General features: G+C 38.3%; 21 protein-coding genes. 14 read left to right on the forward strand and 7 right to left on the reverse strand.

Translation table 11 applies throughout. From position 1 onward, the window contains the following. Positions 1 to 131 precede the first annotated feature (131 nt). Complete coding sequence (locus ACY2A0_RS06285; protein ID WP_138723034.1) at positions 132 to 413, forward strand: ATP-dependent Clp protease adaptor ClpS; 282 nt, start codon at positions 132 to 134, stop codon at positions 411 to 413. Here the strand turns inward: ACY2A0_RS06285 and ACY2A0_RS06290 are convergent. Then, entirely contained in the window at positions 400 to 876 is a 477-nt protein-coding gene (locus ACY2A0_RS06290) for a nuclear transport factor 2 family protein (protein ID WP_461788716.1), read from the reverse strand. The two genes, ACY2A0_RS06285 and ACY2A0_RS06290, sit on opposite strands and share 14 nt — an antisense overlap. 131 nt (positions 877 to 1,007) lie before the next feature. On the opposite strand from ACY2A0_RS06290, the gene ACY2A0_RS06295 reads away from it, so the two are divergent. Continuing rightward, a complete protein-coding gene (locus ACY2A0_RS06295; RefSeq protein ID WP_461788717.1) occupies positions 1,008 to 1,424 on the forward strand; it encodes an OsmC family peroxiredoxin in 417 nt (138 codons plus the stop codon). A 93-nt stretch (positions 1,425 to 1,517) separates the two neighbouring features. On the opposite strand, the gene ACY2A0_RS06300 is transcribed toward ACY2A0_RS06295, so the two are convergent. The 4 genes from ACY2A0_RS06300 to ACY2A0_RS06315 all read right to left on the reverse strand — a co-directional run bounded on the left by ACY2A0_RS06300 (position 1,518) and on the right by ACY2A0_RS06315 (position 9,604). Further along, positions 1,518 to 4,298 carry an outer membrane beta-barrel protein gene (locus tag ACY2A0_RS06300; protein WP_461788718.1) on the reverse strand — a complete coding sequence of 927 codons (2,781 nt, stop codon included), beginning with the start codon at positions 4,296 to 4,298 and terminating at the stop codon, positions 1,518 to 1,520. Positions 4,299 to 4,412: 114 nt separating this feature from the next. Continuing rightward, complete coding sequence (gene uvrB / locus ACY2A0_RS06305) at positions 4,413 to 6,455, reverse strand: excinuclease ABC subunit UvrB (RefSeq protein WP_461788719.1); 2,043 nt, start codon at positions 6,453 to 6,455, stop codon at positions 4,413 to 4,415. A 187-nt stretch (positions 6,456 to 6,642) separates the two neighbouring features. Then, positions 6,643 to 9,012 carry a M1 family metallopeptidase gene (locus ACY2A0_RS06310; RefSeq protein ID WP_461788720.1) on the reverse strand — a complete coding sequence of 790 codons (2,370 nt, stop codon included), beginning with the start codon at positions 9,010 to 9,012 and terminating at the stop codon, positions 6,643 to 6,645. Positions 9,013 to 9,019: 7 nt separating this feature from the next. After that, the gene (locus ACY2A0_RS06315; protein WP_461788721.1) at positions 9,020 to 9,604 is read right to left on the reverse strand and encodes a HupE/UreJ family protein; all 585 of its coding nucleotides are present in this window, start codon (positions 9,602 to 9,604) and stop codon (positions 9,020 to 9,022) included. Between the two features lie 76 nt (positions 9,605 to 9,680). Here ACY2A0_RS06315 and ACY2A0_RS06320 point away from each other — a divergent pair, with 76 nt between their 5' ends. The 12 genes from ACY2A0_RS06320 (at position 9,681) to ACY2A0_RS06375 (ending at position 20,929) form a co-directional block, all read left to right on the forward strand. Continuing rightward, complete coding sequence (locus tag ACY2A0_RS06320; protein ID WP_461788722.1) at positions 9,681 to 10,196, forward strand: DUF6702 family protein; 516 nt, start codon at positions 9,681 to 9,683, stop codon at positions 10,194 to 10,196. 20 nt (positions 10,197 to 10,216) lie between these two features. Then, on the forward strand, positions 10,217 to 11,527 hold the full coding sequence (locus ACY2A0_RS06325; protein WP_461788723.1) for a polysaccharide deacetylase family protein: 1,311 nt from the start codon (positions 10,217 to 10,219) through the stop codon (positions 11,525 to 11,527). A gap of 76 nt (positions 11,528 to 11,603) precedes the next feature. Further along, on the forward strand, positions 11,604 to 12,248 hold the full coding sequence (gene upp, locus ACY2A0_RS06330) for a uracil phosphoribosyltransferase (RefSeq protein ID WP_461788724.1): 645 nt from the start codon (positions 11,604 to 11,606) through the stop codon (positions 12,246 to 12,248). 4 nt (positions 12,249 to 12,252) lie between these two features. After that, a complete protein-coding gene (locus ACY2A0_RS06335) occupies positions 12,253 to 13,008 on the forward strand; it encodes a hypothetical protein (RefSeq protein WP_461791293.1) in 756 nt (251 codons plus the stop codon). 35 nt (positions 13,009 to 13,043) lie between these two features. Beyond that, a complete protein-coding gene (locus ACY2A0_RS06340; protein ID WP_461788726.1) occupies positions 13,044 to 13,733 on the forward strand; it encodes a YjjG family noncanonical pyrimidine nucleotidase in 690 nt (229 codons plus the stop codon). A 44-nt stretch (positions 13,734 to 13,777) separates the two neighbouring features. Continuing rightward, complete coding sequence (locus ACY2A0_RS06345) at positions 13,778 to 14,302, forward strand: DinB family protein (protein ID WP_461788727.1); 525 nt, start codon at positions 13,778 to 13,780, stop codon at positions 14,300 to 14,302. A gap of 18 nt (positions 14,303 to 14,320) precedes the next feature. After that, the gene (locus ACY2A0_RS06350) at positions 14,321 to 15,652 is read left to right on the forward strand and encodes a flippase (RefSeq protein ID WP_461788728.1); all 1,332 of its coding nucleotides are present in this window, start codon (positions 14,321 to 14,323) and stop codon (positions 15,650 to 15,652) included. After that, the gene (locus ACY2A0_RS06355; RefSeq protein WP_461788729.1) at positions 15,649 to 16,296 is read left to right on the forward strand and encodes a class I SAM-dependent methyltransferase; all 648 of its coding nucleotides are present in this window, start codon (positions 15,649 to 15,651) and stop codon (positions 16,294 to 16,296) included. The genes ACY2A0_RS06350 and ACY2A0_RS06355 overlap by 4 nt, the downstream gene beginning before the upstream one ends. Positions 16,297 to 16,438: 142 nt before the next feature. Further along, on the forward strand, positions 16,439 to 18,217 hold the full coding sequence (locus ACY2A0_RS06360) for a gliding motility-associated C-terminal domain-containing protein (RefSeq protein ID WP_461791294.1): 1,779 nt from the start codon (positions 16,439 to 16,441) through the stop codon (positions 18,215 to 18,217). 16 nt (positions 18,218 to 18,233) lie between these two features. Further along, the gene (locus ACY2A0_RS06365) at positions 18,234 to 18,995 is read left to right on the forward strand and encodes a class I SAM-dependent methyltransferase (RefSeq protein ID WP_461788731.1); all 762 of its coding nucleotides are present in this window, start codon (positions 18,234 to 18,236) and stop codon (positions 18,993 to 18,995) included. 53 nt (positions 18,996 to 19,048) lie between these two features. Then, positions 19,049 to 19,459, forward strand: coding sequence for a GxxExxY protein (locus ACY2A0_RS06370; protein ID WP_461788732.1), 411 nt, complete (start codon positions 19,049 to 19,051; stop codon positions 19,457 to 19,459). A gap of 570 nt (positions 19,460 to 20,029) precedes the next feature. Continuing rightward, on the forward strand, positions 20,030 to 20,929 hold the full coding sequence (locus tag ACY2A0_RS06375; protein ID WP_461788733.1) for a glycosyltransferase: 900 nt from the start codon (positions 20,030 to 20,032) through the stop codon (positions 20,927 to 20,929). Here the strand turns inward: ACY2A0_RS06375 and ACY2A0_RS06380 are convergent. Then, positions 20,922 to 21,674 (reverse strand): class I SAM-dependent methyltransferase, encoded by a 753-nt coding sequence (locus ACY2A0_RS06380; protein WP_461788734.1) that lies wholly within the window; start codon positions 21,672 to 21,674, stop codon positions 20,922 to 20,924. The two genes, ACY2A0_RS06375 and ACY2A0_RS06380, sit on opposite strands and share 8 nt — an antisense overlap. Before the next feature lie 111 nt (positions 21,675 to 21,785). Continuing rightward, positions 21,786 to 24,968, reverse strand: coding sequence for a S41 family peptidase (locus tag ACY2A0_RS06385; protein ID WP_461788735.1), 3,183 nt, complete (start codon positions 24,966 to 24,968; stop codon positions 21,786 to 21,788). Positions 24,969 to 24,974 lie beyond the last annotated feature (6 nt).

Consider the following 24,974-nt stretch of genomic DNA (forward strand, 5'->3'; position numbering starts at 1 on the left):
CAACCGAAGAACCATAGGTTTTGCTTTTCAAAAAATATAAAACAACATCTTAATCAAATGTTTTCTATCCAAATCGTAAATCTAAAATGGTTGCCGAAAATTTTGTCGGGACTAATTTGTATTTTTGCGTTATGTCAACAGAAACCAAAGAAGAAACCTTCACACTTGAGGAAATATTAACTTCACTTAAAACGGTGCATCGTTTAATTTTATGGAACGATGATGTAAATACTTTTGACCATGTGATTTGGTGTATGATGCGTTATTTGGACTACAGCGAAAACCAAGCTGAAAAAATTGCTTGGGAAGTGCACAATAAGGGTAAGTGCGCCATTTTAGAGGGCTCATTTACCGAAATGGAAGTGTACCGCAAGATATTACAGCAGGAAGGATTGACAGTTACTGTCGATTAAGTTTCTGCAAATAATCATCTAATTTCTTTTTAGCAGTTTGACGTACCTTCCCTTTGAAAGCGTTAGTCCAGCCTAATATAAAGCCCCCAAAGCCGAAAGCTTGTTTTGCCCATTTATAAAAGTCGAACCTATCGGTGTGCTTTACTATTTTACCATCTTTAATTTCAAACTCAGCATTTATTTTATTGACTACCTTTTTGCCAGTGGCAGTAAAGGTGTAGTGCGCTTCCCAATAAGCATTAACGTTATCACCATTTTCCTTAATATTGCCAAAGTTCAACTTCATATCCCCTCCTCTTGAAATCAGCATTTGCCACATCGCTCGAACTTCCATGGCATTAAGATTGACAAACACAGCATCGTTGAATACAGCACTTTCGCTGTAACTATTTTGCATCGTTTCATAATCTTTTTGTTGAAATGCTGAATAGAATTGGTGTATCAATTTTTCGTTAGCCGTCATAATTTGAGTTTTAAAAGATTAAAGTTAAATTTAAAACAATTAACCTTATAAAAACATTAGTTGAAAAAACGCTCAGTAAATTTGTATAGTTTTATTACTCACAAAACATATCATTCTAAATAATTTAAAATATGAAAAGACATGCAACCGCCTTGTGGAATGGCACAGGCAAAGATGGAAAAGGTACTTTAACCACGCAAAGCACTACCTTACAAGATACACAGTATTCTTTCAAAAGCAGATTTGAAGAAGGTGTTGGCACCAACCCAGAAGAACTAGTAGCTGCGGCACATGCTGGCTGTTTTAGCATGAAATTAAGCTTCAACATTTCTGGCGAAGGTATTACCCCAGAAAGCATTGAAACCAAAGCTACGGTTAACTTAAACCCCGAAAAAGGTGCTATTGACAATATCCACTTGGTGGTGAAAGTTAAGGCTGAAGGTTTATCTCAAGAAAAGTTTGACGAGTTGGTAGCTGATGCAAAAGCCAACTGTCCTATTTCCAAATTACTTGATACAGATATCACGTTAGAATCTGAATTGTTATAAGCAATTTAAACGCGTTTAACGCTGTTGAATTCTTTTTAAAAAAAGAAAAGGCCGCATCCACGGCCTTTTTCATCTAATTAACTATTAACCATCCTAAAATCTAAACATGGTATCTTTACCACCAATCTTACCTCCAAAGTTTTGAATGTTATAGGTGAAAGTAAAGAGTCCGTGCCTACCAATATTGTTTATCCTCAAATCCCTTGCAGTATTTTCGGTAATGTAAACGTAGCGGCGGTTATTGGTATTTAAAATATCGTTAAAGCTGCATTTCAGTTGTAGTCTATCATTTTTAAGGAATAGAAATGTAACTGCAGCATTCCAATAATTAAGCGTATTACTTTGCCCGTTGAGTGTTTGGGTGTTATACTGTAGTTTGTAATTGGTTTCCCAAACTACTTTTTTTGGGAAGCGAATAATCATTTCTGTATCGCTGTTGTGGTTGTAGTAATTTAAGTCTCTAAAGAAATCACTTTCGTAATTACTGCTGTTAAAACCAAAGCTGTAAGTTTCGCCTAATTCAAACTTGTCGTTTAAGTTAATGCGACCTCCTAACCGAGGACCTCCATTAATAAGTACACTCTTACTTTTCACGCTGTTTACAATCACATAACTTTGATTGTAATTTCCCCAATAGCCTGTGCTTAAAGTGAACTGCTTCTTAGTTCCTTTAAAATCCTTTGAAATGTTACCGTTGCTATGGAACTGCCAAATGCCATTTTGGTTAACAGGCGTAGTAGTTTGTACCCCACCATCTGTTACCGTTCTGGACATGATTATTCCATCATTTTGTACGCTACCTCCCAAGTATAGGTTATAGCTTAAAGTTTTTTGTGTATCATACTTATATAGGTTCATATTCACCTGATGCGTTTTCGAAGGTCTTAAATTTGGGTTTCCATTCTGGATGAAAAACGGATTGGTATTGTTGGCTACCGGCTGTAGATATCTTACATCGGCCTCCCTAAAAGATGGAGAATAGCTAAAGTTGAAGCTTTTATATCTGATGGTTAGTTGAGGTGCAAAAAATTGGAAATGCTGATCAAACCCTTGGTTGTTCGTAAATTCATTTTTTAAATCAATAGTATTAAAAACAAAACCTGGCTGCACATTTAAGTCTTTGGTGATTTTCCATCTCAAACTTAGTCGGTTGTTGGTTTTGAAACCACTTTGATTTACCGTTTCGCTAAGTAGCGGAACAGGAATATCATATGCTTGGTTATTAGGATTTTTGATAAAGGTTGCCAAGGCATTTTCATTATCTAAAAAGTTGGCACTGCTAGCAATACTAAGTGTTAGTACTTTACTAATTGGCTCGCTATAATTTCCGTTAACGTTGAGATTCAAATTTGAAACATTATTATCTCGCCATTGATCCAAATACTCGCTTGGCTTTGTTGGAATGAAAAAATTGCTTTCATTAATATTGTAACTATCAGTTAAGTTTTGTCTTTTAGAAAAATTGAATGTTAAATTTAAGGAGCGGCCTGTTTTCTTGAAATCTTTCCAAATACTTGTACTCAAGTTGATATCGGCGGTATTGCCTTTAACCTTGGAATTATTGTCGCCATTACTTTCTAGCAGTAATTGATTATTAAAGGTTGATGTTTTGAGCAGGCCATTGGTATTCAAAATTCCAATGGAAATATTGGGCTCTATGGTAAGCTTGGTTAAGCTATCTAGTTTTGCTTCTATGCGCCCCCCAAAATTGTGACTATAATTTCGACTAGTTTGTTGAGAAATGGAATTGGTAAACACCCTCCTACTTGCCAAGGTTTGATCCACGTCTGTCTGTTGATCAGTAAAGTTATCACTGTAACCTAAAAAGTACTTGCCATTAATTTTAACACCTTTTTTGGTGATGGTATTAAAGTTAGCGCCACCGCCCGCCGACTTTTGTACGCCACCATTCATTGAGCCGCCAAAAGAAATTCCATTTAAACTGAAGGCACCATCAGAATTAATAGACGTAGAGTTAACCCCAGAACGCTGAAAACCACCAATGCGCATCACGTCAGAAATGCTAAACCCTGGCTTATTTGCATTGTTACCGTAGGCTAAAACACTCACTTGTGTGGTATCTCTGAAAAAGTTCATGATACCGCCAGCTTCAAACAATTCCTTTGGACCAGCACCAGCATACAACTTTCCAAATGCACCGCTTTTAATGGCCTTTTTAAGTTTTAGATTGATAATTTGAGGAATGTTCCCAGCAACAATATCCGGATCTCTACGCTTAGCCTCAGGATCGTCGGTGAGCTGTACTTTATCAATGATATTTGCCGGTAGATTTTTAGTAGCAATTTGCTGGTCGCCACCAAAAAACTCCTTCCCATCAACCAAAATTTTACTTACGGATTTTCCATTTACCAAGATCCCTCCATCACCATCAATAGTTACACCTGGTAGTTTTCTCAATAAATCTTCAACCACAGCACTTGGCAAAGTTTTAAAAGATTCGGCATTAAATTCGATGGTATCTTTTCGTACAATAATCGGTGGTCGCTCGGATTGAATCACCACTTCGTTCAAATTATTTGTTTTCTCAGAGAGGTAAATGTTGCCCAAATTTACATTAGGCTGCGCAGGATCAATGAAAACTTCCTTACGAACCACATTGTACATCCAAGCATTAATTACTAAGCGATATTTTGTATTTGCAGCCAGATTAGTGAGCTTGAAAACCCCTTTATCATCAGACAGCTTGTAGGTATGCAATACGGTATCAGCCCCCTTAAAAACAGAAATTGTAGCAAAGTTGAGGGTCGTTTTTTTGTTGGCACTATCTAACAACACACCAGTGATTGTTCCCTTTTGAGCGTTAGCAATTTGAAAACTAAAAACGAAAAGTAACAGCGGTAAAATTTTCTTCATTTGAGTGGTTTTAACCAAAAGACGCAGCCCAACGTCCAATGTTGCACCAAATTAAGAAAATACACTAAAAGTGAATGACAGGTAGATATTCCGTTTTAGATTAACTGCTGATAATTAGGCCTTTCCGAACCTTTCTTCAAATACTTTTTCTAAAGCGAACATTTCATCGCGAAGGCGTGCTGCCAACAAAAAGTCCATTTCTTTGGCCGCTTTTTGCATATCTTTACGCGATTTATCGATCGCTTTTTGCATTTCTGGTTTGGTCATGTATTGCACCACGGGATCGGCGGCTACGCTAACTTCATCAACCTCTACATAAGCTTTTGCTCTGGCTTTTTGTTTTTCCGAAACCTCTAAAACAGATGTTTGCTCTAAAATTTCTTCCTTAGATTTTCCGACCGTTTTTGGAATAATACCATGTTCTAGATTGTAAGCAATTTGTTTTTCCCTACGGCGGTTGGTTTCGCTAATCGTACGTTCCATAGATTCGGTAATGTCATCAGCGTACATGATTACGCGTCCTCTGTCGTTACGGGCAGCACGACCGATGGTTTGGATCAGTGCCCTATCAGAACGTAAAAAGCCTTCTTTATCGGCGTCCAAAATAGCTACTAAACTCACCTCTGGTAAATCCAATCCCTCACGCAGCAAGTTAATCCCAACTAGAACATCAAATTCGCCTAAACGTAAGCCACGTAATATTTCCACACGTTCCAACGTTTTTACTTCCGAATGGATGTAACGACACTTGATGTTAAGCCTATCCATGTATTTGGTAAGCTCTTCTGCCATGCGTTTGGTTAAGGTAGTTACCAATACCCTATCGCCTTGTTTGATGGTTTTATCCACCTCATCCAATAAATCATCTACTTGGTTAATTGCCGGTCTAACGTCAATCAAAGGATCCAATAAGCCTGTTGGCCTAATTACCTGCTCAATTACTACACCTCCCGATTTTTGCAATTCGTAGTCGGCCGGAGTTGCACTTACGTAAATTGTTTGCGGCGCTAAACGTTCAAATTCTTCAAAGTTAAGTGGACGGTTGTCCAACGCTGAAGGCAAACGGAAGCCATATTCCACTAATGATAATTTACGCGATCTATCACCACCGTACATGGCTCTAATTTGCGGCACAGTTACGTGACTTTCATCAATCACCATCAGGTAATCATCAGGAAAGTAATCAAGTAAACAGAAGGGGCGCATACCTGGAGTACGGCCATCGAAAAAACGAGAGTAATTCTCAATTCCTGAGCAGTAACCCAATTCCTTCATCATTTCAATATCGAAATTCACCCTTTCTTCCAAACGCTTCGCTTCTAACAGTAAACCATCACCAAGCAATTGGTTTTTACGAACTTCTAACTCTTCCTGTATACCCCAAATAGATTGGTTAAACCGGTCTTTAGGTGTTACGAAAAGATTGGCTGGGTAGATGGCAATATCTTCTAACTTTTCAATAGTTTTTCCAGTAACCGGATCAATAGCTGATAATTCTTCTATGTCGTCTCCAAAGAAAGAAATGCGATAAGCATAATCCATGTAGGCAGGATAAATATCTACAGTATCACCTTTTACACGGAAAGTTCCTCGCTTAAAATCGTTGATAGTTCTGGCATATAAAATTTCCACCAAATGATGTAAAAATGCATTTCTACTCACTCTGGTTCCAACCCCAAAACGATACACTGATTTGGAAAAATCATCAGGGTTTCCCATACCGTAAATACAAGAAATAGATGACACGATAATCACATCTCTACGTCCTGAAATTAAGGAAGAGGTAGAGCGTAAACGTAATTTCTCAATCTCCTCGTTAATTTGCAAATCCTTTTCGATATAGGTATTGGTAGTAGGCATATACGCCTCGGGCTGGTAGTAATCGTAATAGGAAACGAAATAATTTACCGCATTTTCGGGAAAAAATTGCTTCATTTCACCATATAGCTGCGCCGCCAAAGTTTTATTGTGACTTAAAATAAGCGTAGGTTTTTGGGTTTGCTCAATTACATTAGCCACCGTAAAAGTTTTACCCGATCCGGTTACGCCCAACAGCGTTTGATAATGCTCGCCAGCGTTAACGCCTTGCACTAATTGATCTATCGCTCCGGGCTGATCACCAGTAGGTTTATATTCTGATATGAGTTTGAACTTCATTATTACAAAGATACGGTTTAGGTATTAACCTAAATTGTGGTCTACAGGTTTTTGAATTCTTTTGTTTCAGATTTTATATTGAAAATCCAATTGCACTTAATCACCCATAAGCGTTCGCCTTTGAAAGGACTATAAAAGATGAAAGTCCCAACAATGTTGAGACTTTCATCTTTGTATTAGCGTATTCTTACTTGCTTTTCTTTACTTCAAACTGCATTGGATTAATGCCTTCTGATTGCCCTCTGCCAGCCGCTTGTTTTGACTTAAACAATTGGAATTTAGAAGGCGAAGCATCAGTTGCACCCCAAGTATTATTGCTTTCGTCAATGTCAGCAGTTTCTCTAAAAGGATCAACCTTGATGCTGGCCACTTCTTTATCAAGTGCATAAAACTTTGAAGTTTTCACTTCATTTAAGCGCCAAATTTGTGCCGGAATTCTATCCAAAGTTTTAGTGCCATCTTTAAAAGTAAACTCTACGATAATTGGCATTACCAAGCCGCCCTTGTTGCTGAAGTTTAACTCGTAGAAATGCTTATTGGCGTACTTCGCTTTTTCATCAGCTGTAAACTCATCTAACGGCAAAGTCACTTCAACAGTTTTAGCCTTGGTGCTATCAACCTGTACCAAGCCGCGGGCATACTTCCAATAAAAATCCCTCGCTTCTAAATCCTGATCAGTATAGAATTTAATGCGTTTATCTTCTCTATTGCGAATTTTACTGATATCATCATAGGTTAGCAACGGCTTCTCCACTTTTGCTGGCTGCTTCATGGTTTTTGCAGGCTTCGGAAAATCCGCTTTAGCGTAACGTACTTCATCTAACGAGATATCGCAAGCATCAGTGCTGTAAAACCAACCTCTCCAAAACCAATCTAAATCTTCGCCACTTGCATCTTCCATGGTTCTAAAAAAGTCGGCTGGCGTAGGATGTTTGAAAGCCCATCGCTTTGCGTATTCTTTAAAGGCGTAATCGAACAACTCACGACCCATAATGGTTTCGCGTAAAATATTTAAGCCTGTCGCTGGTTTTGAATAAGCATTAGGTCCAAACTGAACAATATTTTCGGAGTTAGACATGATAGGCTCCAATTGATCTTTTGGCAACTTCATGTAAGGCACAATGGTATAAGCTGGTCCTCGTTTGCTAGGAAATTTGTTATCCCAAAGCTCTTCGGTAAGGTACTCTACAAAAGTGTTCAAACCTTCGTCCATCCAACTCCACTGGCGCTCATCACTATTGATGATCATTGGGAAGAAGTTATGTCCAACTTCGTGAATAATCACACCTAACATGCCATTTTTCACAGTTTCGCTATAAGTTCCATCTTCGTTTGTACGCCCGTAGTTAAAGCAAATCATTGGATATTCCATACCATTTGCCGCTTCAATACTTTGCGCCACTGGGTATGGATAAGGGATAGTGAAATCAGAATAAGTTTTGATGGTATGCGCTACTGCCTTTGTCGAAAACTTACTGTATAAATTGTAGGCTTCTTTACCGTAGAAACTCATGCAAAGCACATTTTTGCCATCTACATTTTGATTCATGGCATCCCAAATGTATTTACGCGATGAAGTCCAAGCAAAGTCTCTCACATCTTTAGCATAGAAAATCCAAGTTTTTTTCGCGGTAGATTTTTTTGCTTCCGCAGCTTTTGCCTCAGCTAACGTTACAATTTCTACTGGCGATGTAGCCACTTTCGCTTTGTTGAATTTAGCCAGTTGTCCCGCTGATAGTACCTGTGCATAGTTTTGGCACTCTCCTGTTGAACCAACCACGTGATCCGCAGGAACTGTCATTTGCACTTTAAAATCACCAAAGGTTAATGCAAACTCTCCGCGGCCAGTAAATTGATGGTTTTGCCAACCTTGAAAATCACTGTACACGCACAAACGAGGGTACCATTGCGCCATCGTAAATAAGTAGTTGCCATCAGTTGGGAAATATTCATAACCACCGCGGCCGCCCATTGCAATCCTATCGGCAATTTTATAGCTCCAATCTAACTTAAACACAAATTTTTGTCCCGATTTTAGGATTGGAACCTCTATCCTCATCATCGTTTTGTTGATGGTATATTTCAAGTTTTTACCCAGCGCATCTGTCAATTTCAAAATGCGGAAACCGTAACCATTATCAGCATTGCTTAACTCAAAGCCGCTAATTTGCTTATCGGTTGTACGCTCCGGCATTTTACTTGCACTTTGGTAGTTAGCGTTATTAATACTGCTATGCTGATTTTCATCTAGTTGCAACCAAATGTAAGTTAACGGGTCGGGCGAATTGTTGGTATAAGTAACTGTTTCGCTACCTTTTAAAGTTTGTGTAGTTTCATCCAATTCGCATTTGATGTCGTAATCAGCACGTTGTTGCCAGTATTTCACGCCAGGCGCTCCACTTGCTGTGCGCTGCTCATTAGGCGTTGGCAAAATGGTTCCCAATTGCTCAAACTTATTTCCGTGGTTGCTACCCGGATTATTTTGAATGTTTTGAGCTACTGCTGTTTGCATCAGTAACACTGCGCAAAGCGATAAATAAGAAAATTTCTTCATCATCTTTCTTCTAAAAAGGTATTCTTTGTATGGCCATTTGCAAAGCTAAAGCAAAAACTGCCGATGAAACAAATATAATCCAATCTCTTCTTTTGGTTTTGAACAAGTTAAGCATTGACCATGATACTGCCAATATTAAAACCACGAAAACCACTTGACCAACCTCCAGTCCCACGTTAAAACCAAACAGGCCCCAGCCAATATTTTGGTCTTTGGCTAGCATCATCCGCACCGAGTTGGCAAAGCCCATCCCATGAATTAAACCGAATATAAGTGCCAAGTAGTAATTTAAAGCTAGTTTTTTTTGTATTTTTTCCTTACGGAAGAGGTTGAATAAGGCGGTGAGAAAAATAGTACATGGAATTAGAAACTCTACCCATTTGCTACTAAACCGAATTACATCAAAAACACTAAGCGCTAAAGTAACCGAGTGCCCAATGGTAAATGCAGTAACTAAAATCAAAATTTGCTTTAAATGCCGCGTGGTGTAAACTGCCACCAATGCTAAAATGAAAAGTTGGTGATCTAGCGCATCTAAACTAACTATATGTGACCAGCCTAGTTTAAAATAAAACAAAAAATCGGAAAAGGGCATAATAAAACTTAGTTTAGCGTCGTAATGTTAGCTAAGTTAAATTGTTTCGTTTAATTTTTAAGAAGTTGTTTAGGAAATGAATGCGTTATTGTCAAAATTGTTACTTTTTGTAAGTGTACCAATAATATTTTTGGGCAAAGCTAGCGGATATAAACATCCCTTTCATGTAAGTACAACTGAAATTGCTTACAACACGAAAAGCAAGTCGCTGGAAATTACCTGCCGCATATTTACTGACGATTTTGAAACCATTTTGAACCAGCGTTTCAAGAAAAAAATCGACCTAAGCGCAAAAAATCAGGCTAAAGAAATGAATGCCCTGGTAAAAAGTTATGTGAACACCAATTTGAAATTTGCAGTTGATGGAAAATCATTTGAACCAAACTATATAGGGTTTGAAAATGATCACGAAGCAACCAATATCTACCTAGAGATAGAAAATATAGCCGCATTTAAAAAGTTAGCGGTAAGCAATGGCATTTTGTATGATTTATTTGACGACCAAATGAACATCCTCCATGTAGAAAAGAATGGCGCAAGGAAAAGCACAAAAGTTAACTTCCCAGAAAAGCAAATGATCATTAATTTTTAAAGATTAGCTATCTTAGTATAATGCAACTGCTCATTTACACCCCACAGGTTACGCCACGCATCAAGTACATCTTTAACTTTATGTTTAGGGAAATATTGCGATGCGATATAGAACTTACGAGTGTTACCAGTCAATTTGAAGCATATAAAGGGCCCAAATTTAGCTATGCAGCGCAAGCAATCGGAAAAGAGCTTTTTTTCAAAACATCGGGCTTCCTTTCCAAAAACAACATTGAAAAACCAAACATTAAAATCTCAGCCTTTGGTGGTGAAAAAGTACCATTTGCAGTAGAAGATAGCGCATTACCTTTTGATGTTTTTGCCGCTTCGTTTTATTTTGTAAGCAGATACGAAGAGTATTTGCCTTACACGCCTGACGAGCATTTACGCTTCCCGCCCAAAGCCAGTTTACAATTTGAACTTGGACTGCTTAGAACTCCCGTAGTTGACCAATGGGCCATCATCCTTAAAAACTTACTGGCCAGCAAACTAGAAAACTTGCATTTTGGCACACGCAAATTTGAATTTATACCTACCATAGATATTGATCGGGCTTATCATTTTAAATCGAGCGGCATAGTAAAAAACACGGCCAGGCTTTTAAAAGCGTTGGCCAAAGGCGATACAGAGCGGCTTAAAAATATCATTACCACCGGCTTAGGCAAACGCAAAGATCCTTTTGACACTTATCAATTCCTACAGCAAATCCATCAAAGGTATCACTTAAAGCCCATTTTCTTTTTCCTGTTATCCCATCAGGGAGATAAAAATCATGACGTGAATATCCATCCCAATGATGAGCTTCTGCAAGATTTGATTGTGGCAACTGCCAAGGAGGGCAAGGTTGGGATACATCCATCATACGCTTCCAATAGCAATGTGTTAAAGTTGAAGGAAGAAAAATTGGTGCTGGATAGTTTGCTAAATAAAACCATCGACTTATCGCGGCAGCATTACCTGAAACTTCATTTGCCCAAAACTTATTTACAACTCATTAAAGTTGGCATCAACCACGATTATACAATGGGCTATGCTTCGGAAGTGGGCTTTAGAGCTGGCACCTGTACGCCATTTTTTTGGTACGATTTACAATTGGAAAAGCAATCACATCTTAAAGTTTACCCTTTTGCTGTAATGGATGTAACACTACTCAAATACCTCAAGTTATCCCCAAAACAGGCAATCTTACTTATTGAGGAATTAGTGAATAGCGTAAAGATGGTTGACGGCAGTTTTTACAGCTTATGGCACAACGAAAGTCTTTCTGAAACTGGCCATTGGAAGGGATGGAAACAGGTTTACGAGCAGATGTTGGCCGTGGCTCTACAGTAATTAGTTAGCAACCGGAACATTTTAGCACTCTCTGCATTTATCTCATAATTTAACTTAAAAATCGTAAGTTTAAGATATGATATACGACCTAAGCAAAAACAATTCCATTGCCCGCACTTTTATTGCCGAAATGAGGGACGAGCAAATTCAGAAAGATGCCATGCGTTTCAGAAAAAACATGGAGCGGCTGGGTGCTTTTTTTGCTTTCGAAATCAGCAAAACATTAAAATACAAGGAGGTTGAAACACAAACGCCACTTGGCATAGCCAACAGTGCAGTATTAGTACAACAGCCTGTACTGGCTACCATCCTAAGGGCGGGTTTACCTATGCATCAAGGTATGCTCAGTGTATTTGATCAAGCAGAATCTGCATTTATCACTGCCTACCGTAAAACCAAAAAAACTGGTGATTTTGTTATACAGATGGAACATATTTCGGCACCAGATTTAGAAGGTAAAACAGTTATTTTGGTTGACCCAATGCTGGCCACTGGGTTAAGTGTCGTACTTTGTGCCAAGCAGTTAATAAGTGCTTATAAAATAGATAAGTTACATATTGTTGCTGCCATTGCAAGTGCCGAAGGTATAAAACACGTAAGAGCCAATTTACCAAAAGCAGATTTGTGGCTAGGCGCCATTGATGACGAAATGACCAGTAAAAGTTACATTGTACCTGGGCTAGGTGACGCTGGCGATTTGGCTTACGGTGTAAAACAATAATTTGGTGATGAAATTAAAAGCCTTTAATTGTTTAATTGCTTGCGCTATTTATTTCTCGTCATGTAATTACACAAAAGATGCAAATAGTAAAATTACTATGGTGTTGCAAACCGACACTTCAGTAGAAAAAAAGAAAGTTCAAATTCCGATTAATGAACGCACTAATTGTTTCTGTGACAAAGATTCGTTAATGAATGAGGCGACTGTTTCTTGTGACACCACACATTTCTCCAACCAATCTACCATTTACTGGCGATACAATTGCGAAAAGATTTGGCTAACACTTGATAATAAATACAAAGAAAAATTCGTAATAGATACCGTTCCTGTAGAGCTCTACGGCTATGCCTTTAGACTTGGATATCATTTAATAAAAGAATTCAAATCTGGCTTATTGTTTAGAAGTGGATGCCCTGCCAATGGCCCTTGTATTTACACACTGATTGATAAATATAATGGCAAAATATTAGATCGATTTAATCAACTAATTTGTATCGAAAAATTCAATAACGAATCAAAATACGAATTTAATTTCATCGTATATTTTTCGGCTAATCAAGAATATTTGATTATAAACTACCTTGATCAAAAGAAACGTTTGAAGGTACCTTTTCGAGAAAAAATAACTGCGGCAGTACCTGAGCAGCAATTTAACGAAATTATTTTAGATCATAACATCCTCACATTACACTACTCTTCTAACAACGGTGAAACTAAAACATTAAGCGTTGACTTAAATGATAGAACATACTTATTTTAATCATTATCCTTAACTTTGCTCTTACTTAAAAAAACATGATTAAGCATATCTTCTTTGACCTAGACCATACCATTTGGGATTTTGACCGTAATGCCCGTGAGACACTTTTAGAGTTATTCGACACCTACAAACTCGAAGACATTGGTTTAACATCGGCGGAGAACTTTATTGCTACTTATACCATCAATAACCACGAGCTGTGGGCGCAATATCACCTCGGCAAAATCTCCAAGGAGGCTTTGCGACAGGAAAGATTTAGAAAGACCTTCATTGACCTTGGAGTAAAACCAGACCTGATACCGCTTGATTTTGAAGAAGAGTACGTAAGATTAGGTCCTACTAAAACAAACCTTTTCGAAGGGGCGGAGAAAGTGCTCACTTATCTTAAAGAGAAGTATCATTTGCACATTATTTCAAACGGATTTAAGGAAGCGGTAACCACGAAAATGAGCGTATCTAACCTTAATCCTTATTTCAAAAATGTAGTGATTTCTGAAGATGTGGGCGTTAACAAACCCGACAAGGCTATCTTTGAATATGCACTTAATTTAGCACAAGCACAAAAATACGAGAGTGTGATGATTGGAGACAGCATTGAAGCCGACGTGTATGGTGCTCAGAACTTTGGCATAAAAGCAATTTATTTCAACCCGTTTAAAGCCCAAAAACCTAGTGACGTTGAGCAACAAATCCACCACTTGGAGGAGTTGATGAACCACTTTTAGTTTCAGAATAAAAGATTTTAACTGTAGAAACGTTAAATGTGCTAATGAATAGCGACAAAGTATATCAATCTGTTTTAAGCATAGCTGAAGCCTACCGCAAAAAGCTAGGTGCTTTTGGTGCTGATCAATTCGAATTGGAACCACCTATTGGCGGCTGGAGTTACAGCGAAGTTTATTCGCATATTTTTGATGCCAGTTTGCTATCGGTATTAGCCATTAACAGCTGTATAAAAAACGAAGGCAAGCTAAAGCCCACCGCTTTTTTAGTGAAATTGGTGCTGTTTTTCGGGATGTTTCCTCCTAGAAAAAAGTACAAAGCGCCACCAAAGATAGCTGCGAGGGTAAAGAAAATCAGCATTACTGCTGCCCAGCAACTTATTACAGATTTCGAACTTCAACTGGCAAACGTGCAGTCGAAAATTAAAGATGCTGACCCCAAAATGAAAGTAAAACATCCTGTGCTGGGCTATCTTAATGCCAAGCAATGGCTACGGTTTATAGAAATTCACTTGAAACACCACTACCAGCAACTGCAACGCATTGAAAATAGTTTTTCGCAACAGCACTAATTTCGCATCTTTGAGCCGATGAAACTGCCCCATATTAAAGGTTTTGACCAAGATGCCCTGCAAAAGTATTTTAAAAATACCGGCTGGCTGATTTTGGCACGTGTGGGCAGTTTGTTGATCAAGGTTTTGGTTGGCTTTGCCATTGCCAACTATTTAGGTAAAGACCAAAATGGCTTACTCAACTATCCGCAAGCTTTTGTTGCGTTTTTCATAGCCGCAGCAGCACTTGGGTTAGATGGTTTTACTACGAGGGAACTTTTAAAACATCCGGAAAAACGAAATGAACTTTTAGGAACAGCTTTAAGGCTAAAGTTGATAGGTGGATTAATGGCGTTGCCTTTAATTTACGTAGGCTATTGGGTAAATCAGCACTTCTTCACACCAACGCAAACACCTTTAAGCTACGTTCTAATAGTTGGTTTAAGTGGTATTACACAAGCTTTTTATATTACTGATAGTTATTTCCAAGCGACGGTTCAAGCTAAGTATGTGACTTTTACTCAAGTATTTGGTAACATCTTATCTGCCGTAACTAAGCTTTTACTGATCATCAACCACGCCCCACTAGGCTGGTTCATTTGGGCCATTTTCTTTGATACAGTAATTTTATCGGTTGGCTATCTTTATTTTTATTTCAAAAAGGCTGGCAGCTTGTCTAGCTGGAATTATCAAAAATCCGTAGCGAAACACCTGCTTGCCAACTCTTGGCCGTTGGCCTTTTCGGCAATTTTGGTTTCATTGTACATGAAGATCGACCAGCTGATGGTAGATAATTATTTAGGTTCGGGAGAATTGGGCATTTACTCTACCGTGGTACAATTGAGCGAAAGCTGGTATTTTATTCCGGTAGCTATCGTTACTTCCGTCTTTCCGGCCATTATGAATGCCAAGAGAGATGATCCAGTGCGTTATCAAAAGCGGCTACAAAACATGTACGACTTAATGGTTTGGCTTAGCCTGAGCATCGCCATTGTTACTACATTTATATCGCCATTGGCCTATAAAATTATTTATACGAGTGAATTTTGGAGTGGCGCTCATGTGCTTTCGGTACATGTTTGGGCTGGCATTTTTGTATTTTTAGGCTCGGCTAGCGGCCAATATTTAATTGCAGAAGGCTACACCAAAATTTCATTAGCCCGCACTTCTTTTGGAGCAATAGTTAACATCGGCTTAAATATCTTTCTAATCCCTAAATATGGGATCATGGGTGCTGCTATAGCTACTTTAGTTGCTTATTTTTCTGCTACTTTTTTAATAATAGTTATTCCTAAAACTAGTAAGCAAGGTGTGATGATGTTAAAATCATTATTTTTGGTTACACTATTTCAAAGACTTGTTAAACGTTGAGCAAAATAAAAGCGCTAGCTAACTTGCTAGCTAAACCAAAACGCCTAGCGGCTCTTTTATCTTATGGACATAAAGGCTATCTATCATCTATTGGATGGTTTACAGCCTTTGACCACCACCAAGCTGTTGATGCGAATAATCAACCAATACCTTGGGTAACGTATTCATTTATCGATTTTATTAAAGAACGACTACATAAAGATTTGACTATTTTCGAATACGGTTCTGGCAATTCGACGCTATTTTACGCTAACAGAGTTAAAAGCGTAATTTCTGTAGAGCATGACCAAGCTTGGTATAATAAAATTGTTAATCAAAAAGCACCTAATGCCGAAATGATCTTCACTAAGCTTGACACAAACGGTGAGTACAGTCAAAAAGCTAAACTATTAGGTCAAAAGTTTGATATTATTATTGTAGATGGACGCGATCGTGTGAACTGCTGCAAGCATGGGGTTTCAGCTTTAAGTGAAAATGGTGTAATTGTTTTAGATGACTCAGAACGAGCGCATTATCAGGAGGGGAGAAAGTTTTTAAAGCAGCAGGGATTTAAAGAATTATCTTTCTCTGGCATCTCTCCAGGGCTGTTTTACAACAAAGCAACTTCGGTTTTCTATAAATCTGCTAATTGTTTAGAAATATAACTAAAGTATGTTTAAGCGCTCTCTTTATTCCGTTTTAATTGTTTTACTTACTTGTAGCCTATCCGCCGCAAACGACTTTAATAATTCCGTTAGAGACGCATGCAACAATATAAATTGGGCGACTTGGAGTAACTTTTCAGGCTTGAGCGCTACTGGATCAATCAACAATGGCGCTGAAGGACTTGTGAACGTTAGAATGACCTCAAATTTTAATTTTGCGTCTACACCGCAGATTTATAATCATGCTAAATTTGCCAGTTACCCAGCTACTATTCCAAATACTACGGTACCTCAAACTACTTGGGCAGCTGGTGCTGGTGGCACTACCGAAATGTGTTTCTCCAAAAAGGTCACCAACCCAGTATTATTGTTAGCATCCCTTGGAGCCAGTAGTGGAATCCGATCCAAACTCTCTTTTTCAAAGCCCTACGTTGTATTATTTGATGGCGGCGGCATGGAATACCATGATAGCTATTCATTGACCGGCATAGAGGGTTACGCAATCATCATGTTTCCTGGAGATTTCGATTGCGTAACGATCAATTCGACAACTCCAGAATTTTATACCAATATTACTTGGGGATTAAGACCGCCGCCTTTCCAAATAGCAATAAATGAGGTAAAAACTTGTGATGCAGTTGTGCTAACTGCTTCAGGCGGTGTTTCCTATCAATGGAATGCGGGAGAAACGCCAAATGCCGCAACCAATACCTTTAAACAACCAGGCACATATATTGTAACTGTTACCGACGCTAGTGGATGCAAAACATCTGTATCTAAAGAAGTTAAATTCTTGTCTACTTTGGCTAATGTTTCTGGCGAAAAAAATGGATGCAGTAAAGTGACTCTGGTTGCCACCGGAGGTGTTTCCTATCAGTGGAGTGGAGGAGAAACTCCTAATAATGCAATTAACACCTTCACAAGTAGCGGAAATTATTACGTAGTAGTTACTGATGCCTTAGGATGCAGCTACAGGATTGATCAGGTAGTTACCGTAAAAAGTGGGCCTATCATAACCATAATTGATAACAGCCCCGCCTGTAGTCCGAATAGTATTTTAACCGCTACCGGAGGAGTAAGCTACCAGTGGGACGGTGGACTTACCCCCAACCAAGCTACAAATACATTTACAACTAGTGGCACTTACATCGTAACAGTAACCAATGCGGAAGGTTGTAGTGCTACAATGTCAAAAACCGTGATGATAGGCGCTGGGCAAACTAATATTACTGGAAATAATGTTGGATGTAATAGCGTAACGCTTACTGCAACTGGTGGTGTTAACTATAATTGGGACGGTGGACTTACGCCAAACCAAGCCACAAATACCTTTACTACTAGCGGAACCTATAATGTTACAATTACAGACGTTAAAGGTTGTATAATTACACTTTCGAAACCAATAACGGTTAATCCTATACCTCAAGTTACGATAGATGAAATCGTATTTATCGAAAACGATGGCGCTAAAACGCTTAATCCGCAGGTGAATAGTGATGTTATAAGCTATAAATGGTTTCCGTCAACTGGACTAGACAATCCAAACGTAAAAAATCCCAAAGCTAATCCAGAATCAACAACCATTTACAAACTTACAGTTGTCGGTGCCGGCAATTGCATTGCAGAGGCTACAATCAAAGTGGTAGTATTAAAAGAAATTTTTATCCCTAACGTATTTTCCCCAAATGGCGACGGGAAAAATGATCAATGGCTAATTAGAAACATATCAGACTACATAGGTACTAAAGTGCAAATTTTCAATAGATATGGTCAGCAGGTGTTTAAAAACGATAATTTCATATCACCATGGGACGGAATTATGAATGGTAAACCCTTACCTTTAGGAAGCTATTATTACATTTTAGACCTAGCAAACAAGGCAAAAACAAGGTATACTGGGAGTGTTACAATTTTGAGATAGTTGTTATATTTACAGTATGTTAAACACCGATTTCCAAAAGGCTTATCAAAATTTCTACACTGACAATGATGTAGCTTGGCGCATGTTAGGTGCAAAGTATAAAGCACAAAACATCATCACCGTTTGCAACAGTATCAAACCTCAAAAAGTACTTGAAGTAGGTGCTGGCGATGGCAGTATACTGCATTTTTTAGATCAGTATGCCTTTGCACCAGAAATCTATGCTTTGGAAATTGCGACTTCCGGTGTTGAAAAAATCAAAGAGAGAAAGTTAAAAAGCGTAAAAGATGTACAAGTTTTTGATGGCTACAGTATTCCTTATCCCGATGATAGTTTCGACTTGATTATCCTAGCTCATGTATTAGAACACGTGGAGCATGAAAGGTTACTAATTAGAGAGCTTAAACGCGTAGCGAAAAACATTGTAGTTGAAGTACCTAGAGACTATAAATTTGGTGTAGATGAGCGCATTAATCACTTTTTAGCTTACGGACACATTAATATGTACACCCCAACCTCACTTCGTTTTTTGTTGAAAAGTGAAGGATTTGAGATTGTAGCAGATAAGTGTTCGGTAATTACACCTGAAGTTACTTTATTCAACAATTACGTCAACAGGAAGATAAAAAGAAGCGCAATTAAAACCTTTAAAGTAAAGCTAGAATACCGATTGAAAGCAATAATTGCCTCACTACTTGGCAGAAAGAAGCAGGAGGAATTGGCTAATGCTTATACCGTCTTGGTAAAAAAATCTAATGAAGATGTGAAGATTTTTTAGCACTACATAAATCAATACGTTGAGTTTCGTATTTTAGGAGAAACATCCCTCCTATGATGACACAAAGAGAATACCTAAAAGACTTGGTTTACCAAGTAAATGGTGCAGCTATTGAAGTGCACAAGGCTTTAGGCCCAGGATTATTAGAAAACATTTATCAACGTTGTTTGGCACATGAGCTTTCATTGCGAGAAATCAACTTCAAAAGCGAGGTGAATTTGCCCATTTACTTCAAAGGCGCAGAAATCGATGTTGCGCTGCGTTGTGATTTCATCGTCGAAGATATGCTGGTGGTTGAGCTAAAAGCCGTAGAGACGGTACTTCCCATTCACAAAGCGCAATTACTTACTTATATGAAATTGCTTCGCAAGCCCATGGGTTTGATGCTTAACTTCAATTGCACACATATTTATTCAGAAGGGCAAAAGACATACGTTAATGAATACTTCGAAGAGTTATTTTGATTTTTTCACCATATAAGGCATATAAGAGCATATAAGTTTCTTCCTTCGATGGGCGTATATGCCTTACATGGTTAACTTCTAACATGTCCCATCTAAAAAAGTGGAAAATGCTGGTTTCCTTAAATGAAATTATATGCTTTATATGGTTTAACTATTAACACACCTCATCTAAAAAAGTGGAAAATACTGGTTCCTTAAATGAACTTATATACCTTATATGGTTTAACTATTAACACGCCTCATCTAAAAAAGTGGAAAATACTAGTTTCCTTAAATGAACTTATATGCCTTATATGGTTTAACTATTAACATGCCCCATCTAAAAAAGTGGAAAATACTAGTTTCCTTAAATGAAATTATATGCCTTATATGGTTTAACTATTAACATGCCCCATCTAAAAAAGTGGAAAATACTAGTTTCCTTAAATGAAATTATATGCCTTATATGGTTTAACTATTAACATGCCCCATCTAAAAAAGTGGAAAATACTAGTTTCCTTAAATGAAATTATATAGTTTTAATCATCATAAAATTTCCCTCCATCTCGTTTATTAACGTATTTTTGCCCAATGCAAGCCTTAGCTCCTATTGCCTTATTTGTTTACAACCGTCCGAAGCACACAGAGCGTACGATTAAGTTCTTACAGCAAAATCTTCTAGCTCCAGATAGTCGCCTTTACATTTTCTCCGATGGACCAAAGAACAACTCAGACGAAGAGCAGGTAAATGAGGTGCGTAACTTCATTAAAACGGTAGATGGTTTCAAATCGGTGAAAGTTATTGAAAGCAAAACCAATAAAGGCTTGGCCAATTCAGTAATTGAAGGGGTAACGCAACTCAACAACAACTATGGGCAGGTAATTGTATTTGAGGATGACTTGGTTTCATCACCGCATACCCTAACCTACTTTAACGAAGCACTAAATCGCTACCGAAATGAGGAAAAAGTAATGCATATCGGTGCTTACATGTATCATTTAAAAGAACCCAATCTGCCTGAAAGCTTTTTCTACAGAGCTGCAACAAGCTGGGGATGGGCTACTTGGCAAAGCGCTTGGCAACATTTCGAACCTAATATCGACAAGTTAATTGCTCAATTTGATAGACAGAAAATAAACGAATTTGCTATTGAAGGAACCATGAACTTCTGGAAGCAAATGCAAGATTTTAAGAAGGGCAAAAACAACTCTTGGGCTATTCGTTGGTATGCCTCCATCTTTTTACGTGGCGGCTTAACCTTAAACCCATCGCAGTCCTTAGTGAACAATATTGGCCACGATGGCACAGGCGTACATTCAGGTATTAACGATATCTACAACGTCATCATTAATCCCAAACCAATTACACAATTTCCAACAGAAATAACCGAAAATAAAGAAGCTTATCAGGCCATTAAAGCATTTTTAGCCAATAGGAAAGGGAGCTTCTGGGATAGGGTTAAACGTTACCTTAAACAACGCTTCAGCTAATCTTTTTCGCTTCAATAATAATGTAAGGCGATAGCTGCTTTGACTCGAAAGGGAATATTTTTGTAAGCACTTTGCCTGCCAGCCAAGTAGTTTTCTTGAACAGTTTTACGCTGGCAGATTTCTCTTTTTCGTTTTCTAACCACAAGCTAAATTTCCCGAAGTAGCCTGCTTGTTTTACCTGTAACCCTGCATTTTCGACAATGGTTTTTAATAACGCAGGATCCATGCAATTGATATTATGCTTATCGTAATTTTCCCGATCAAAGTTTTTTTGAAACCAGCCATTTAACGCCTTAAAATTTGGCAGTGTAATAAATAAAGTTCCACCAGGTTTTAAAAAAGCGATATGCCTGTTAATGATATCAGCAGTATCGTTAAAATGCTCAATTAGTCCGCAGCTTAGTACTAAATCATACTGTTTCTCTGGCGTGTAATTGAACAAATCAGTTTCAATGATATGGATATCATCACTTTGTAAGTTATTGGTTTTTAAAAGCTGATGCGTAATGGGCTGGTGAACAAAATAATCAAGTAAAGTCACATCCAACTTCAAGTACTTCCTTAAAAAAACCGCATAGTAACCAGGAAATCCTCCCAGTTCAATTGCGCTTTTTACACTATTGCTTTTAACGATGTTACTTAGCTGTTGGTGAAACAAATAGTTGGCTGGGATAGCTACCGAAAGCCCAGTTTTGCTTTCCCAATAGTTTACCCAAAAATTTCTGTCGGTTAATAAGTTGTCCATTTTGCAGGGGTAAACTTACGAAGTTTAACCTTAACTATTTATTGTTTCAACGGCAAAGTTGAGGGCTTTGCCGTTCTAAAACTTCGTAAGTTTATTTTATTGCTCAATTAGTTATTTCAGTTCTTTCATGATTTCGGCCACGGCACGCTCCAACTGAGGATCTTTACCAGCCAATCTATCTTCAAATGTGTTTTTCACAAAGATATCTGGTGCCACGCCTTCTTTTTCTAAGTTTTTGCCATCCATTGTATAGCAACCCCAAGATGGCAAGCGATAAGAAGAACCATCAACCAGGCCCTTTGCTGAAGTGAAGATAATCCAACGATAGGTTTCCGTACCAATGATTTTTCCGAGTTTCAGTTGCTTAAATCCGGCTGCAGTCATCTCTGCATCACTTAAAGACTGTTCGTTGATCAATAACACAATAGGTTTTACTGCAGGCGCAAAATTACTTTGCGTAGTGAGCATACCACCACGATATTTCCATTTCAAATAAGGGCGCTGCGATAAAAACTTCAGCACCTCATCATGCACATTACCGCCGGTATTGTAACGTAAATCTAGAATGATACCATCTTTGTTGTTCTCTTGCTCGACCATATCCAGCAAAAAGCTTTGCAATTCGCCAGTACTCATATTTTTCATGTAAGAATAAGCAATTCGATTTTTGCCCCAATTCTCTACATTTTTTCTGTTGTTGGCTATCCACTCATCATACAAGTTCATTTTAAGCGTAGCAGCACTTTGAGGGTGGATATTTACATCGAATGATTTACCATTACGAGAAAACGTCAAACTCATTTCTTTATCAAGCGATGGCTTGCTGAAATAATAATCCCTATCTACTGTTTGATCTACCTTAACGCCATTTACATGAGTCAAAACATCGCCTATGGCCACTTTACCGCCAAGCAAAGATGCGCTACTACGGGCAACGATACTTTCTACTTTATAAGGTTGCTCATTGTTGAATATCAAACCTGTTTCGTTAGTCACATAGTTCATGTTTTTACGTTCCTCGGCACCAAAACTATTAAAACCCATGTGCGATGAATTAAGTTCGCCCAGCATGTCGTTCAGCAAAATCCTCAAATCAGACCTGTTGTTAACGTAAGGTAAATAAGTAGCATATCGGCTTTTCATTTTGTTCCAATCTACGCCATGAAAATCATCATCATAAAAATTCTCATCCAAACCTACCCAAGTTTCATAAAACATTTGGCTAAACTCGGCATTTAGGTTTCGGCTAAACTTATAGCTGTGCTCAATGGCATCCAACTTATTGGCTTCTATATTATATTTATTGATTGCTCCACGCACCAAGGCAAAATACTTGCCTGCCGATTCAACCGTACTCAACGAACCGGGTGCTATTTTTTCAGTTTTGTTAGCTTCAAAGGGCTCGATGATCGTTCTGTACGTACTCATTGGCATCCCTTCATGGCTAGAGGCGTAAATCACATAAGTTTTATCGCCTTTGGCATAAACATCAATTAAATACTGCGTGCCGTAAAGCGGACTAACAGTTTCTACTCTATCCAAAATCCTATCTGTATTGATAGTAATTAGTTTAGGGCTAGGTGGCGTAACCGTTTTCTTTTTTGCTGTATCGGCTTGTTTAACGTCTTTTGCAGGTGTGGTAACTGGTGTTGCAGGTGTGGTTTCCTTAAACAATTCATCAAATTTATCAGCTTTGTAAGGCGCATCGTACAAATCCAAAGCCACGCGATATACGTGGGCATCCTGCATGCCAAAAGGGTAAGAAGGCTTAGTTCTGTTGCTAGTAAAATAAATGTACTTGCCATCAGGCGACCAAACTGGACTTGCTTCCGTAACACCCGTATTGGTTAAATTTATCGTTTTATTTGCCTTAATGTCGTGAACAAAAATGTCCTGTTCAAAATTACGATAGGCCGTAAAAAGCACATATTGATCGTTTGGAGAAAAGCTTGGTGCCGAATTTTGAATTGCCCAAAACTCATCGGTAACTACAGTTTTGCTTTGCAATGTTTTCAAGTCCATTAAGCGCAATTGGTTACGGCCGCTTAAATAAACTGCCTGTGTTTTGGTTTTATTAAAAGAAATATCGTGGTTGTTCGCCTTGTCTTTAGTGATTTGTTTAGCTACCGATTTACCATCGCCAACTACCGTAAACCAATTCTGATAGCCATCCACAGTTTGATTGAAAAGAATGGTTTTATTATCCGATAGCCACTTTAACTCCATTACACGTTCGAAAACACCGCCCGCATTGGTGCTAATTTGGCGAATGAATTTCCCTTCCGAATCGCTCACAAATAAATCGCCTCTGGAAACAAATGCTATTTTCTTGCCATCAGGCGATACATCAAAATTCGAAATATTGGCCTTTACTTCATACTCTTGTTCTTTGGTTAACACCTGATTTCTAAAGGAGCTGATATTTACTTTCTCTGCCTTTTTCGAAGCAACATCATAAACAAACAGCTGATAATCCTTTTCAAAAACGATGGCGCTGCCGTTGGCCGAAACAAAAGGACGCTTAATGGAAGTATCAAACTTGGTCAATACGGTTTTCTTCCCGTTAATAAAAGTGTAGAGGTTATATTCGTTATTTAGCTCATCTGAAACAAAGTAGATATTCCCCTTTTGGTCGATGCTTGTCCAAAAATCTTTACCTAAATATGCTGTATAGCGTTTATAAGATTTAGTTTTTGGATTGTACGATTGAATATCTGGATTAAAAGCACCTTTATAATGCTTTCTGTTGGCAAAGTTTCTACTCTCCCACGTATCGTTAAAAAACAAGCTACCGTCTGGAGCTTCGGCGATGTTGTGTGTAGTGTTGAAGTAATTATCAAACAAACGCACTGCTGTACCACCGTTAATGCCCACTTTATAGCTAGAGTAGTTGTTATATCGCCCCGAAGTAAAGTAAATTGTTTTTGAATCCCAACTCCAATTATCCACTTCATCGGTTGCTTCATTGAAAGTGAGCTGCTTAATTTCGCCACCAGCCATTGGCATTAAATACACATCAAAATTACCGTATTGATTTGAAGAAAAAGCTAGCCACTTGCCATCAGGAGAAATTTTAGGATTGATTTCTTCTCCCTGCATCGCCGTAATTCTTGAGGCTAAACCGCCTTTGGTCGGCACTTTCCATATATCCCCATCATAACTGAACACAATGGTTTGGGCATCTGGAGATAAGGCTGGATAACTTGCAAAATAGGTTTGATTTTGAGCCTTCGCCAAAGATGGCAGCAACAAAAAGCCCATGGCCAAGCGACCAAAAAAAACTTTTATCTTCATTTTTAA

This window comes from Pedobacter sp. (assembly GCF_965249885.1).
Lineage (GTDB): Bacteria > Bacteroidota > Bacteroidia > Sphingobacteriales > Sphingobacteriaceae > Pedobacter.